This is a genomic window from Brevundimonas sp. EU05-FHT14B07 (assembly GCF_058790795.1).
Genome location: NZ_JBYTCZ010000001.1, coordinates 297,305 through 310,999, shown reverse-complemented (window position 1 = coordinate 310,999; position 13,695 = coordinate 297,305). Strand labels below are relative to the sequence as shown.

Sequence of the window (13,695 nt, the reverse complement as noted above, 5' to 3'; positions counted from 1 at the left end):
TCCGATGCTGTCATTTCATGCGAGCTTCTCCCTGGCCTTACAGGGGCAAGGCTCCATGCTCACACCGTGGCTGGCGGACCCAAATGCGCCCGGACTGGCGGTTTATCGAAACACGGTGGCCAAGGGGCGTGCCGACGCCCTGGCGGGTCTCTATCCGACTGTCGAACGGTTGGTCGGTCCGGACTGGTTTCGCGACGCCGCTCTGATCTACGCCGACAGCGCGCCTCCCTCCTCCCCGGTTCTCGATGCCTATGGCGAGGGCTTCCCGGAGTGGCTGGCGACGTTTCCGCCCGCGTTTGAACTTCCGTTTCTGCCGCCTGTCGCCCGTCTTGATCGCGCATGGAGCCGCGCGCACCGCGCCGCTGACGCACCGACCCTGCGCCCTGGGACGGTCGCCGCCCTGTCGCACACTGCTCTCAACGCCGGCAGCGCGGTCCTGCATCCGTCTGCGCAAGTCTTCTGGTTCGACTGGACCGCGCCATCGATCTGGCTGGCCAATCGTCTGGCTATGCCTTCGGAAGACATGCTGTGGGACCAGTCCCCTGAGGGCCTGTTGATCGTGCGTCCGGAAATGGAGGTCCAGACCCATCGGCTGAACCGGCCCCAGTTCGCCTTCCTTGACGCCTGTCGTCACGGCCGCACTGTCGGAGCGGCGGCCCTCGCCGCCCTCGCCGCCGATCCCGCAGCCAATCTGTCCGAGCTGTTCAGAGATCTGCTTCTGAGCGGCGCCTTCACCCGCATCGATACCGGAGCGCCACAATGACCGAACTGACCGCCGCATCGTCGCCGCGCCCCTTCTTGGCGGCCCTCCCACGCCTGGCCCAGGCCGCGATCTCCCTGCCGGTGCTCAGCCTGATCGCACGCGTATCAATCGCGGCGATCTTTTTTCTTTCCGGCCGGACAAAGGTGGAGGGCCTGCTGACCATCACAGACAGCACCTATGCTCTGTTCGCCGAGGAATACCGACTGCCTCTGATCCCCAGCGATATCGCCGCCCACCTGGCGACCTATTCGGAACATTTGTTCCCGATCCTGCTGGTGCTCGGCCTCGGCGCGCGCTTCGCCGCGCTCGCGCTTCTGGGCATGACCATAGTGATCGAGGTTTTCGTCTATCCCCTCGGTTGGCCGACCCACCTGCTCTGGGCGACGGTGCTGCTCTACATCATCAGGTTCGGCGCCGGGCCGATTGGTTTCGATCACTGGCTGGGCCGACGAAGCTGATCCGCCGAGCTTGTTCAGTCTGCTTTCCGGCGTCCCTAGCTGCGTGCCGTCAACGCAAATCCAGAACAAACGGAGGTGCCATCACAGGCTGCATTAATCAGCAGCCGGAAAGATTACGTGCTTTTCACCTGGCGGTTGGGCCACTCTTAAGTGGTCCCGGCGCACCGGGTCGTCAGAACGCGGTCTGAGCAATCGCTTCAGCCATTGTCGTTTCCGGCGCTTTGGCAGCGGTGTTCGAGCGATAGTCGGCGAACGTCGGCGGCGTTCTGAAAGACGGCGCGGCTGATGAAGGCGCCCATGTCGCGCCAGGCGTTGGATATGGTCTGGAAGGTCTGTTCGTCGGTCTGGCTGGCGGCCAGGGCTTCGTTCCAGCGCGACGTCAGCGCATTGATCTCGTCCAGCATCAAAAGCCGCCCGCAGGCCAGAGTCATCCGGTAGCTCGCGCTTCCTTCGCTCATCTCAGAACTCCTCCCAGTCCGCTATGTCCGCCTCCTCCACGACGGCCAGCGCGGCCGAACCGGAGGATCGCGGGGCGGCCGGACGCGTGGGGCGGGTCGCGCTCGGCTTGCGTGGCGTTGGCGCGGCGAGGGCTCGGCTGCTCAGCGCGGTTTCGCGTGTCAGGCTGAAGCGCTGGACCAGATCCGACAACTGACGGCTTTCAGAGGTCAGGCTGTGGCTGGCCGCCGTCGATTGTTCGACCATGGCGGCGTTCTGCTGGGTCACCTGGTCCATCTGGTTGACGGCGGTGTTGACCTCTTCCAGCGCCGTCGACTGCTCGCGCGTCGAGGCCGTGATCTCGTTCATCAGCTCGTCGATTTCGGCGACGCGCTTGACGATGGACGACAGGGCGTCGCCCGTTTCCGCGACCAGGGTGACGCCGGACTTCACCTGGACGGACGAGGTGGTGATCAGCGACTTGATCTCCTTGGCCGCCTCGGCGGAACGCTGCGCCAGGGCCCGAACCTCGGAGGCCACCACGGCGAACCCGCGCCCCGCGTCGCCCGCGCGCGCGGCCTCGACGCCGGCGTTCAAGGCCAGCAAATTGGTCTGGAAGGCGATCTCGTCGATGACGCCGATGATCTGGTTGATCTGCGACGACGACTGTTCGATCGCGGTCATGGCCTCGACGGCGCGGCTGACCACCTCGCGCGACTGCTCTGCGGATTGACGAGAGGTTTCGACGACCGCGGCGGCGCGACTGGCGCCTTCGGCCGCCCGCTTCACCGTGGCGGTGATCTCGTCCAGCGCGGCCGCCGTTTCCTCCAGCGTCGCCGCCTGATGCTCGGTGCGCCGCGACAGGTCGTCGGCCGCTTCGCTGATTTCGGCGGCGCCCAGCTGCATGGCGCCCGTATTGCCGGCGATCTCGGCCATGGCGTCGTCGAGACGCTGCATGGCGGTGTTGAAGTCGGTCTTCAGGCGCGCGTAGCCGCCGGTGAAGTCGGACGCGATGCGGGTTCGCAGATCACCCTGCGCCAGGGCCGCCAGAGCCGCCGCCGTATCCTCCACCACCCGCGTCTGTTCGGCCTCGGCCTCTGCGCGCTTCTGGTCCGCCTCCAGGCGCTTGGTCTCGGAGGCTTCCAGATACAGCGAAATGACGAAATCCATGTCGAGCATGGCGGCCTTCACCACACTGGCCAGCGTCGCCGCCAAGGCCTTGCCGTCATCGCGCTTCGAAAACAGCGACCGCGTCTTAGCGTGGGATGTGACGATCGCCTCGATCAACCCTTCCAGGACCAGGGCGTAGCCGCCGATATACCAGCGCGGCTCCAGGCCGATGCGGGCGTGGGTCTGGCCGATGCGGCGCACGCCCTCGACATAGGCCGGATCAAAGGCGCCTGAGGCTATCAGGCCCCAGTGTCGCGCCTGGGCGTCCTTGGCTCCAGCGATCTGGCTTTCCGCGCCGAAGAAGCGGGCCACGTCCGGCGTCGCGCGAACCTGAGCGTAAAAGGTTTCAAGGCTGGGCTGAAGCGCCGCCTCGATGACGGGCCTGGCGTCGGCGAGGCGGGACCTTGCGGCCTTGTCCATCTTCAAGAAGCGAAGTCTTTGGTCCAGATTCATTGCGTCCGACATGACGGCCCCCTTGCATGGCGGTCAGTTGGACGAGGTTCGATCTAAAGGCCGGTTGAAGTCTCTTCAGCCTGTAGACTGTTTCACAGCGGAAGCATTGTTTGCGCCGGTCTGACGTCAGGTCGCGGTATGACCGACGTCCTTCGCCATGGTCTGCAGCAGCGGGATCAGCTGGGCGGCGGTCTTCAGACCCTCGCTGGTCAAAAGGCCGGCCAGACGACCGTATTGGGACCGCCGATCTTCGAGAACAGCGCGGCCTGCCTCGGTGATTTCCAGCATGGTGACACGCCGGTCGTTCGGATGGGGCGAACGCTTGACGAGATCGGCGCGAACCAGATGATCAACCAGACGCGACAGCGAGGCCGGCGGCGCCTGAAGCGTCGATCCCAGGGCGCATTGTTTGACACCGCGACGGCCCTCGCCGGCGATCAGGCTCAAGGCGCGGACGGCGGCATTGCTTTGACCATCGGCGCGCAGGACGCGATCAAGCTGGCGATCGAGTTCGAGTAAGGCGGTGTCGAGCGCATAGAGCGCCATCGCGGGATCATCGAACGCCCGCACGGTGAACTCATCCATCGTTCCCCGAACACCCATAGGTCCGGTGTGACAGGATTGGCCGCAACCTGCAAGATAGACGAAGGTCAACCCTTAGGGCTACCGAACCTCTAACAGCGCATCCAGAAGGAAATCATTTCATACCGGCGCAATCCTAGATTGCCGCGCAAGCCTTTGGAAACAAAGTGGCGAGGCAACAACCGGAAAGAGCCGATGGCGTCGGTCAGAAGACATCCCACCCACCCAGTCACGGCGACACGATCGCTGGGGATGAGCACGGGAGGCGCGCTCGATGCCGAGCTTCGAAGAGCGCTCGAAGTCGCCGCTATCCTGGTGACGACCGATCGACATGGGGTCATCACCGACTGCAACGAGAAGTTCGTCGCAGTCAGCGGCTACAGCCGAGAAGAGTTGATCGGCTCGACCCATCGGATCGTGAACTCCGGCCTGCATTCCAAGGCCTTCTTCCAGGATCTGTATCGCACGATCCGCAGCGGCAAGGTCTGGACCGGCACGTTGCGGAACCGGCGCAAGGACGGCAGCCTATACTGGGTCGATACGACCATCGTGCCGGCGCTCAGCGGTCCCGAGGGCCCGACGTCCTACACGGCCATCCGTTTCGAGGTGACCGAACATGTGCTGGCTCTGGAGGCGCTTTCTGAAGCGCGGCTCGTCGCCGAACGCGCCGCGGCTCTGCGCGACACCTTCCTCGCGACGATGAGCCATGAGGTTCGCACACCGTTGAACGGCGTCCTGGGCTTGGCGCAGTCCCTGTCAGGCGCCGACCTGCCCGATGATGCGCGTCAAAAGGTCGATCTGATCATCAAGTCCGGCGAAACGCTGAGGCGCATCCTGGACGACGTGCTGGACCTGTCCAAAATCCAGGCCGGCGAGATGAACCTTGTCGACGAACCCTTTGCGCCGTCCGACACCATCTCCGGCGCGGTCGATCTGATGCGGCCGCTGGCCAGCGAAAAGGGACTTGAGCTGATCTCCCGGTTGGACGGTCTTCCAGCCCATCTCATGGGCGACGGGGCCCGCCTGCGTCAGATCGTGCTGAACCTGGTCTCCAACGCCATCAAGTTCACTGCGGTCGGCCAGGTGCTGGTCGATGCGCGCTACTCGACGCCGTCCGGGCGTCTTCGCATCCGCGTCGCCGATACCGGCATGGGCTTTGACCGATCGACGGCCAAACTGCTGTTCTCGCCGTTCAGCCAGGCCGACGATTCCATCTCGCGGCGGTTCGGCGGCACGGGCCTTGGCCTCTCCATCAGTCGTCGTCTGGCGGAGCTGATGAGCGGCGGCCTCAGGGTGCGCTCAAAGCCCGGTCGGGGAACGCTCTTCGTTCTCGACTTGCCGATGGATCCCAGCGGCGAGATCACCCACGAAGGCGAGAGCCATGTGGAAGCGCTGGATCGACTCTACGGCGCGCGGATCCTCTTGGCGGAGGACAATCTCGTCAACCAGCAGGTCGTCCAGGCGCTCCTCAGCGGCTTCGGCTGTCAGATCGATGTCGCCGAAAACGGCCAGGAAGCCGTCGATCTGTGGTCAGCGCACGCCTACGACCTGATCATGATGGACATGCAGATGCCGGTCATGGACGGCGTCGAGGCCATCCGCAGCATCCGCAGAGGCGAACAGCAGCGCGAGATCAACAGGCTCCCGATCGCCATGCTGACGGCCAACGCCTCGTCCAACCATCGCGATCTGGCCTCACGCGCCGGCGCCGACGTCGTTATCCCCAAGCCCCTGTCCGCCGATCACCTGATCTTCGAATCCGCCCGCCTCCTAAACAACGCCGCCCGCTATCACTGGATATGAAAGCGGGGCTTCGAAACGAGGGTCACCGCACGCAGATGCGCGCGCGGTCGTTGATCCAGCAGTCGCCGTCCAGGCGAACCGTTCCAAGGCGATCGCCGGCCTTGTCGTCATCGGGATCGGCGTTCCAGGTGGCGTCGGCCGAGCCGTCGGCCATCAGGACGACGACGGCGAAATGTGAGTTTTTGGGCTTGCCCTCGGACCAGGCGTTCATCGTGTAGCCGCCGTCGCCGAACGGATAGACGAGGCAGGGCTCGTCGAGCAGAACCTTGCCGTCGACCGAGAGATAGCAGGGCTTGCGCGACGCCGTCGGCGTCGCGGATGTCGACGGCGAGGCGGCGGGGCTTGCGCCGGTCTTCGCCGGTTCCAGGGGCGGTGCTGTCGGCTCTGGCGCGGACGGCGCGGGGGTCTGCGTCGCGTCAGCCGGCGCAGGCGCGCCGGCGTCCTGACCGCAGGCCGCTGCGGCGGCCGACAGCATCAGGGCGGCGATCAGGCTGAGCGATCGTGAAAGGGTGGATGTCACGCGAGCCTCCGTCGTTGTCTCCCAGCGCCAACACGGGGGCGCATGCAAGCGTTCCCGCCGAAGCGGCGGCGAATGACGGCGCCCCTCCCCTTCGGCCGAGCGCTCGCCTATATCGCCAGCCTGTCCCGCTCAGGAGGTTTTCCATGGCCTATGTCGCCCGCAACGATCGTCCCGCCGACAAGGCGGCGCGCTATCTGGAGGTCGAGGCGGAGATCCTGGCCGTGCTGGACGGCGAGCCGAATGTGACGGCGCGAATGGCGACGGTGGCGTCGATGCTGGCCGATGCGTTCGAGCACTATTTCTGGACCGGCTTCTATGTCGTGGCGCCGGACAAGGCGGACGAGCTGGTGGTCGGGCCCTATCAAGGGACGCTGGGGTGCCTGCGCATCGCGTTCGGGCGCGGAGTGTGCGGCGCGGCAGCGGCGACGGGCCAGACGCAGTTGGTCGAGGACGTGCACGCCTTCCCCGGCCACATCGCCTGCGACAGCCGTTCGGCCAGCGAGATCGTGGTGCCCGTGCGCGACGCCTCAGGCGCTCTGATCGCAGTGTTCGACGTGGATGCGACGACGCCGGCCGCCTTCGATACGGACGATCAAGAGGCGCTGGAGCGGTTGATGGCGAAGGTGTTCGCCGACGCTTGATCGGGGCCGGTTGATCCGGCCGCAGCCGGCTCTATGGTCCCCGGCGACATGGAGGATCGGATGATGCAGCGAACAGTCGCAATCACGGGCGGACACGGCGTCCTGGGCCGGGCGGTGCTGGAGGCGGCGCTGAAAGCCGGCTGGCAGGTCGCGGTCATCGACCATGCCGAGGGCCATACCGTGCCCGACGGCGTGCTGGAAGTCGGCGGGGTCGATCTGACGGACGCCCGCCAGGCGCAGAAGGCCGTAGACGCCGTGATCGCCCGGTTCGGGCGGCTCGACGCCCTGCTGAACATCGCCGGCGGCTTCGTCTGGCAGACGACCGACGATGCGGAACCGGCCTGGGACCGAATGCATGCGCTGAACGTCGCGACCGCCGTCAACGCCAGTCGCGCGGCGCTGGATGCGCTGAAGGCCTCGCCCGAGGGTCGGATCGTCAATGTCGGCTCGGCCGCCGCGCTGAAGGCCGGCGCGGGCATGGGGGCATACGGCGCGGCCAAGGCCGGAGTCCACGCCCTGACCCAGGCGCTGGCCGAGGAACTGAAGACGACAAACGTGACGGTCAACGCCGTCCTGCCCTCCATCATCGACACGCCGACGAACCGCAAGGACATGCCCGACGCCGACCCGACGGCCTGGGTCGCGCCGGCCGATCTGGCGGCGGTGATCCTGTTCCTGGCCTCGCCCGAGAGCCGCGCCATGACCGGCGCCCTGGTGCCCGTCACGGGCCGCGTCTGATGCGCAGCGACCGGGTCCGCAGCGTCCTTTATCTGCCCGCCTCCAATGCGCGGGCGATTGAGAAGGCGCGGACGCTGGATTGCGATGTCGCCGTGCTGGATCTGGAAGACGCCGTGGCGCCCGAGGCCAAGGTTGACGCGCGTGACGCCGCCGTCGCGGCGGTTCGGGCTGGCGGGTTCGGGCCGCGCCTGGGCGTTCGGATCAACGGGCTGGACACCGACTGGGGGCTGGACGACCTGGAGGCGATGAAGGCGGCCGGCGCCACGCTGATCGTCGCGCCCAAGGTCGAGACGCCCGAGGCCGTGCACGCCCTGTCCGCCGGCCTGGCCAAGGGCTGCGCCCTGTGGGCCATGATCGAGACGCCGCGCGCCTTGATGGCCCTGGCCGACATCGCAACGGCGGACGGGGCGCTGGACGGGCTGATGCTGGGGGTCAACGACCTGGCCAAGGCGCTGGGGACCGGGGCGTCGCCGGATCGCGAGCCGTTCAAGCCGTGGCTGGCGATGCTGGTCGCCGCCGCGCGGGCCAATGGCTTGCTGGCCATCGACGGGGTGTTCAACCGGATCGACGATGCCGAAGGCCTGGCGGGCGAGGCATTGCAGGGGCGATTGTATGGGTTCAACGGCAAGAGCCTGATCCACCCGTCGCAGATCGCGGCCGCCAACGCCGCCTTCTCGCCGTCCGAAGCCGAGATCGCCGATGCACGGGCGATCGTCGCCGCCTTCGACGGGCCAGACGCCGACGGGCGGGGCGCGATCCGCGTGAACGGGGCGATGGTCGAACGGCTGCATCTGGAGCAGGCGAAGGCCTTGCTGGCCCGGGCGGGCTGACCGGCTGTCTCCTCCCCACTCGTGGGGAGGGGGACCGCGAAGCGGTGGAGGGGCTCTGGAACTCCCGCAGGCCCCCGTGATGCGGTGCAGAACCCCTCCGTCTCTCCGCTGCGCTTCGAGCCACCTCCCCATGAAATGGGGAGGAGACGGGTGCGAACCCTAGCCGCCTTTACGCAACCGCCCTAAACCTCGCGTCGAAACTCAGCGGACTCGCCTTGCCCCTACCCTCCGACACGCCTTCGAAAATCCCGGCCTGGGTCTGTGCGCCCGGCGTGCTGAAAGTCCCGTTCCTCGACGTGTTTCTGGCCGACTACGAGCTGCGTCGGTTGCCAGGCGAGGACGTGCAAGCGGTGCTGGGCTGGGGGATGAAGCCGACGGCGGCGGCGGGGCGACGGTGGGCGCAGAAGAACGGGCGGCCCTATGTGGCGCTGGAGGACGGGTTCCTAAGATCGGTCGGGATCGGCGAGGCGGGGGCGACCAGCCTGAGCCTCATCGTCGACGATCTGGGCGTCTATTATGATGCGACGCGGCCCAGTCGGTTGGAGCATCTGATCCAGACGGCCGACGACTGGTGCGACGCCGCCATGACCGTGCGGGCGCGCGGGTTGATCGACCGGATCGTGGCGTCTGGCGTGTCCAAGACCAATATGGGCGGGCCGCTGGATCCGGGCCTGCTGAAACCCGGTCGGCGTGTGCTGATCGTGGACCAGACGTTTGGAGACGCCTCAATCGCCTGTGGCCTCGCGACGGCCCAGCGCTTCGATGAGATGATCGCCGCCGCGCGGCGCGACGAGCCGGACGCCCAGCTGATCGTCAAACGCCACCCGGCGGTGGCGGCGGGCCGGAAGCGCGGGTGCGTGACGAACCTGACGGGCGTCACCCTGGTCGATACGGATGTACGGCCTGCCGACCTGCTGGCGGCGGTGGATGCGGTCTATTGCGTCACCTCGGCCCTGGGGTTCGAGGCGCTGTTGCGCGGCTTGCCTGTGCGGTGTTTCGGGGCGCCCTTCTATTCCGGCTGGGGCCTGACGACCGATGCGGTCCAGACGGGGCGGCGCGGAGTCGCGCGGTCGATCGAACAGATCGCCGCCGCCGCCCTGATCGCCTACAGCCGCTATGTCGATCCGGTGACGGGCCAGCGATGCGAGGCCGAACAGGCGCTGGAGCGGTTGATTGCGCTCCGCGACCGGGCCGACCGACTGGCGGGGTCGTGGTCGGCGGTCGGGTTCGCGCCCGCCAAGCGGCCGCCGGTGCGCCGTCTGCTGAACTCGCCCAAGGCGACGATGCGTTATTTCATGTCGCCCTCGCGCGCCGCCGCCCATGCCAAGGCGACCGATGGCCGGCTGATCTGGTGGGCCGGCAAGGAGAGCGAGGCGACGCGTCAGGCGGCGGCCGATTTCGACGGCCCGACGGTGCGGATGGAGGATGGCTTCATCCGTTCGCGCGGCCTGGGGTCCGACTTTGTCGGCGCCCTGTCAGTCGCCCTGGACGACCAGGGGGTCTATTACGACCCGTCGCGCCCGTCGCGGCTGGAGACCCTGATCGAGACGACAGACGCCACGCCCGATCAGTTGGCGCGCGCGGCGGCGCTGGGCGCACGCATCGTCCAGGCCGGTCTGTCGAAATACAATCTGAAGGGCCAGGCGCCGGCCCGTTGGCCGACCGACCGCGACATCCTGCTGGTCGTCGGTCAGGTCGAGAACGACAAGTCGATCCTGCTGGGCTGTGCGCCGGATCTGAACACCAACTCGGCCCTGGTGGAGGCGGCGCGGCGCGATCATCCGGACGCCTTCCTGATCTATCGCAATCACCCCGACGTGCTGGCGGGCAACCGGCCGGGTCGGCTGGATGCCTCGGCCATGGCCTCGGTGGACGCCAGCGCGGATGGGCTGGACATCATCGACTGCCTGAACGCGTGCCGGCGGGTGGCGACCTTGACCTCCCTGACCGGGTTCGAGGCCCTGATGCGGGGCAAGGCTGTGTCGGTCTATGGCCGGCCCTTCTATGCCGGATGGGGGCTGACCGACGACCGGCTGGCGTTTGCGCGTCGGACGCGGCGGGCGACGGTGGATCATCTGATCCTGGCGGCCCTGATCCACTATCCGATCTATGTCACGCCGTCGGGCTGGCCCTGCGAGGCTGAGGATTTGGTCGAAGCCCTGATCGCGGCGCGCGACCAGCCGACGCCCAAGGCGCCGCGCGGTCAGATCCAGCGCTGGGCCACGGGCGTAATCGCCAGTCTCGACCGCAGACCGCCGCCGTCCTATTGACGCGTTCTGATAGGAAACGGACTGTCCTCAAGCAGCGAGGCCCCGCGGGCCGAGTGATAGGAACACACTCCTCAAGCAGCGAGACGCCGCGCGTCGAGCGATAGGAACCACAAAGTGTCGAATGCAGTGATCGCCGCCACCGGCCTCTTCACCCCCGAACAGTCGGTCTCCAACGCCGAGTTGGTCGACAGCTACAACGCCTGGGCCGACGGCTGGAACGCCCGCCACGCCGCCCAGATCGAGGCCGGCGAACTGGAGGCCAAGTCGCATTCCTCGCCCGAGTTCATCGAAAAGGCCTCGGGCATCAAGAGCCGGTTCGTGCTGGACAAGGCCGGGATCATCGACCCCGAGCGGATGGCCCCGAACCTGGCCGAACGCTCCAACGACGAGATCTCGATCCTGGCCGAGATGGCGGTCAAGGCCGCGCGTCAGGCCATCGAGGCCTGGGGCAAGCCCGTCAGCGAGATCGGCGCCGTCCTGTGCGCCGCATCGAACATGCAGCGCGCCTATCCGGCCATGGCCATCGAAGTGCAGCAGGCGCTGGGCATCGAGGGCTTCGCCTTCGACATGAATGTGGCGTGCAGCTCGGCGACCTTCGGCATCAAGACGGCGGCGGACTTCATCGCCGGCGGCTCGGTCAAGGCGGTGCTGATGGTCAACCCGGAGGTCTGTTCGGCGCACCTGAACTTCACCGATCGCGACAGCCATTTCATCTTCGGCGACGTGGCCACCGCGGTGATCGTGGAGTCGTCAGACACGGCGGGACCGGGCGGCTGGGACGTGCTGGGCACGCGTCTGAAGACGACCTTCTCGAACAACATCCGCAACAACTTCGGCTTCCTGAACCGCAATGCGCGCGACACCGCGCATCTGGACAGCCCGGAGGCCGACGACAGCGTCCAGAACGACAAGCTGTTCATCCAGCAGGGCCGCAAGGTCTTCCGCGACGTGGTGCCGATGGTGTCGGACATGATCGTGGATCACGCCAGCGAACTGGGCTTGGATCCGCATGATCTGAAGCGCCTGTGGCTGCACCAGGCCAACATCAACATGAACACGATGATCGGCAAGAAGGTGCTGGGTCGTGAGCCCTCGGCGGACGAGAACGTCATCATCCTGGACGAATACGCCAACACCTCCTCGGCCGGGTCGATCATCGCCTTCCACCTGCACAACGACGGATTCGAGGCGGGCGATACGGGGCTGATCTGCAGCTTCGGCGCCGGCTATTCGGCCGGGACGGTCTTTGTCAGGAAGCGCGCGGCCTGAAGCCCTAAAGCCGGGGCAGGAACAGGACGAAGTCCAGGCTCCACAGGCCCGGTCCATTGGCGATCAGCCAGATCAGGATGACCATCAGCAGGGTCTCGGGCAAGTCGAAATAGCTGGAGAGGCGATAGCCGAGGCTGGTCCCCTCCACCGACTTTGACGCCACGGTCACCAGGGCGACCAGGCTGATGATCAGCAGCACCAGGGCCGCCAGGCTGGTGAACAGGCCCATGATCAGCAGGGCGCCGAAGGCGAACTCGCACACCGAGACGAACTTGGCGGTCTGGCGCGGCGCCGCGATGCCGGCCTCGACCATCGTCTTCTGCATCTTCTCGGCCTGGGCCGGGGTGAACAGTTTGTAGAAGCCGGACAGGAAGAACATTCCCCCGACCACGACCCGCGCGATCAGGGGCGCGATGTCCATCAGGGCCGGAACGCCCAGGCCGAGGCCGCGATAGAGGTCGATCATGGGGCGAAGGCTCCGCTTGGAATGGCGAAGCCTTCAATGCCCTAGGGCCGCGTCGGTTGCTCTGCCGAGGCTTGGGCGGGATGCGTCGCCTTCCATTCCATGGCGCGGCGGATGCGGTTCTCCACGCTGGGGTGATCGTAGAACAGGAACTCCTCGATCGCCGATGGCGACGGGGCGCGGTATTCGGCGGTCTTGATCAGGGCTTTGGACAGACCGTCCGGCGCATTAGCGTGAACCAGCGAAAAGTGGTCGGCGTCCTCCTCCATCGTGCGGGTCATGGTGGCGAAGACCGGGGTGCCAAGCACGCCCAGGAAAGCCAGCACCAAGGCCAGGACCGGCAGGCCCGCAGGGTCGGAGATGTCGCCCACGCGGTCCGCCCTCAGCAGACGATGCGCCACCGGATACAGCCGGTCGGTCAGCCAGAAGGCCAGCACCGACAGGAGGACCAGAATGCCGACGGTCCAGAGAATGTGCGCCCGGACGTAGTGGCCCATCTCGTGGCCGACCACGCCCCGCACCTCGGCCAGATCCGCGCCCTGTTTGAACATGGTGTCGCTCATCGCCACCCGCGCCGTGCCGAACAGGCCCGAGACATTGGCGGTGTAGCGGTCGGACTGTTTGGAGCCGTTGTAGATGAAAATCTTGTCCGACGGCGTGCCGGTCTGTTTGGCCAGGGTCACGACGGCGTCGCGCACCGGCCCGTTCGGCGCGGGCGTATAGGTGTTGAAGATCGGCTCGATCACCAGGGGCGCGAGCACCAGGCCGATGACGATGAAGGCCGCCGTCACGCCGGCCGCCCAGGCCCACCAGAACCGACGCGCGCGCCGGATCAGGGCATAGATCGCCACGAGCAGCAGCGAGGTCGCCACGACCGAAATCGCTGCGCCGATCACAGCCTCGCCCAGCCAGCCGCCCAGGGTCTGGCTGGTCAGTCCATACTGTTTCTCTCGCCACCAGCCCTGATAGATCGCCCACGGCAGGGTCAGCGCCCAGCTCATGGCCGAATAGACCAGGGCGACGGCGAAACTGGCCAGGATCGGACGACGGCGGCGACGTTCGATCCGGCTGCGGATCGCGACCAGCAGGCCGGTGCGCACGATGATCCAGGCGACCAGGGCTGAGACCAGCAAGCTCCATAGGATCAACCAGTGCGAACCGTGGGTATAGGCGATGGCGCGTGCCGTTTCCTGGGGCGACAAGGTCGCCAGCCATTGGGCCGTCGCGGCCGCCGGATCGAAATTCGTCATGGTTGTCTCCCTTGAGAGAACCAAACCGCGCGACCCGCGTTATGTCAGGT

Annotated in this window: 14 protein-coding genes; 8 read left to right on the top strand and 6 right to left on the bottom strand. The window is 66.7% G+C overall.

Translation table 11 applies throughout. The features are described from left to right. Positions 1 to 4: 4 nt before the first annotated feature. Both AC3WRC_RS01565 and AC3WRC_RS01560 read left to right on the top strand, forming a co-directional pair. On the top strand, positions 5 to 763 hold the full coding sequence (locus tag AC3WRC_RS01565; protein ID WP_174085226.1) for an HvfC/BufC N-terminal domain-containing protein: 759 nt from the start codon (positions 5 to 7) through the stop codon (positions 761 to 763). Continuing rightward, positions 760 to 1,221 (top strand): DoxX family protein, encoded by a 462-nt coding sequence (locus tag AC3WRC_RS01560; protein ID WP_492302622.1) that lies wholly within the window; start codon positions 760 to 762, stop codon positions 1,219 to 1,221. The genes AC3WRC_RS01565 and AC3WRC_RS01560 overlap by 4 nt, the downstream gene beginning before the upstream one ends. Positions 1,222 to 1,418: 197 nt before the next feature. Here AC3WRC_RS01560 and AC3WRC_RS01555 read toward each other — a convergent pair whose 3' ends face one another. From AC3WRC_RS01555 to AC3WRC_RS01545, 3 genes are all read right to left on the bottom strand, one after another. Beyond that, positions 1,419 to 1,679: a hypothetical protein gene (locus tag AC3WRC_RS01555; protein WP_284876610.1), complete on the bottom strand. Its 261-nt coding sequence runs from the start codon at positions 1,677 to 1,679 to the stop codon at positions 1,419 to 1,421. Between the two features lies 1 nt (position 1,680). Then, a complete protein-coding gene (locus AC3WRC_RS01550; RefSeq protein WP_492302621.1) occupies positions 1,681 to 3,291 on the bottom strand; it encodes a methyl-accepting chemotaxis protein in 1,611 nt (536 codons plus the stop codon). A gap of 114 nt (positions 3,292 to 3,405) precedes the next feature. Further along, positions 3,406 to 3,864, bottom strand: coding sequence for a MarR family winged helix-turn-helix transcriptional regulator (locus AC3WRC_RS01545; protein ID WP_492302620.1), 459 nt, complete (start codon positions 3,862 to 3,864; stop codon positions 3,406 to 3,408). 249 nt (positions 3,865 to 4,113) lie between these two features. Here AC3WRC_RS01545 and AC3WRC_RS01540 point away from each other — a divergent pair, with 249 nt between their 5' ends. Further along, positions 4,114 to 5,664, top strand: a complete 1,551-nt coding sequence (locus tag AC3WRC_RS01540) for a PAS domain-containing hybrid sensor histidine kinase/response regulator (RefSeq protein WP_492302618.1) — start codon at positions 4,114 to 4,116, stop codon at positions 5,662 to 5,664. Between the two features lie 22 nt (positions 5,665 to 5,686). Here the strand turns inward: AC3WRC_RS01540 and AC3WRC_RS01535 are convergent, their stop codons facing one another. Then, positions 5,687 to 6,184 carry a hypothetical protein gene (locus tag AC3WRC_RS01535; protein WP_492302617.1) on the bottom strand — a complete coding sequence of 166 codons (498 nt, stop codon included), beginning with the start codon at positions 6,182 to 6,184 and terminating at the stop codon, positions 5,687 to 5,689. Between the two features lie 143 nt (positions 6,185 to 6,327). On the opposite strand from AC3WRC_RS01535, the gene AC3WRC_RS01530 reads away from it, so the two are divergent. The 5 genes from AC3WRC_RS01530 (at position 6,328) to AC3WRC_RS01510 (ending at position 11,932) form a co-directional block, all read left to right on the top strand. After that, positions 6,328 to 6,825 carry a GAF domain-containing protein gene (locus AC3WRC_RS01530; RefSeq protein ID WP_492302615.1) on the top strand — a complete coding sequence of 166 codons (498 nt, stop codon included), beginning with the start codon at positions 6,328 to 6,330 and terminating at the stop codon, positions 6,823 to 6,825. Between the two features lie 60 nt (positions 6,826 to 6,885). After that, positions 6,886 to 7,563: an SDR family NAD(P)-dependent oxidoreductase gene (locus AC3WRC_RS01525; protein ID WP_492302613.1), complete on the top strand. Its 678-nt coding sequence runs from the start codon at positions 6,886 to 6,888 to the stop codon at positions 7,561 to 7,563. After that, positions 7,563 to 8,393, top strand: a complete 831-nt coding sequence (locus AC3WRC_RS01520) for an HpcH/HpaI aldolase/citrate lyase family protein (RefSeq protein ID WP_492302612.1) — start codon at positions 7,563 to 7,565, stop codon at positions 8,391 to 8,393. The genes AC3WRC_RS01525 and AC3WRC_RS01520 overlap by 1 nt, the downstream gene beginning before the upstream one ends. 215 nt (positions 8,394 to 8,608) lie before the next feature. After that, positions 8,609 to 10,663, top strand: coding sequence for a capsule polysaccharide biogenesis protein (locus tag AC3WRC_RS01515; RefSeq protein ID WP_492302611.1), 2,055 nt, complete (start codon positions 8,609 to 8,611; stop codon positions 10,661 to 10,663). A 114-nt stretch (positions 10,664 to 10,777) separates the two neighbouring features. Continuing rightward, positions 10,778 to 11,932 carry a beta-ketoacyl-ACP synthase III gene (locus AC3WRC_RS01510; RefSeq protein ID WP_370451836.1) on the top strand — a complete coding sequence of 385 codons (1,155 nt, stop codon included), beginning with the start codon at positions 10,778 to 10,780 and terminating at the stop codon, positions 11,930 to 11,932. Between the two features lie 4 nt (positions 11,933 to 11,936). Here AC3WRC_RS01510 and AC3WRC_RS01505 read toward each other — a convergent pair whose 3' ends face one another. Further along, complete coding sequence (locus tag AC3WRC_RS01505) at positions 11,937 to 12,398, bottom strand: DoxX family protein (protein ID WP_055752982.1); 462 nt, start codon at positions 12,396 to 12,398, stop codon at positions 11,937 to 11,939. Positions 12,399 to 12,439: 41 nt separating this feature from the next. Further along, the gene (locus AC3WRC_RS01500) at positions 12,440 to 13,645 is read right to left on the bottom strand and encodes a M48 family metallopeptidase (RefSeq protein WP_492302609.1); all 1,206 of its coding nucleotides are present in this window, start codon (positions 13,643 to 13,645) and stop codon (positions 12,440 to 12,442) included. Positions 13,646 to 13,695: the final 50 nt, after the last annotated feature.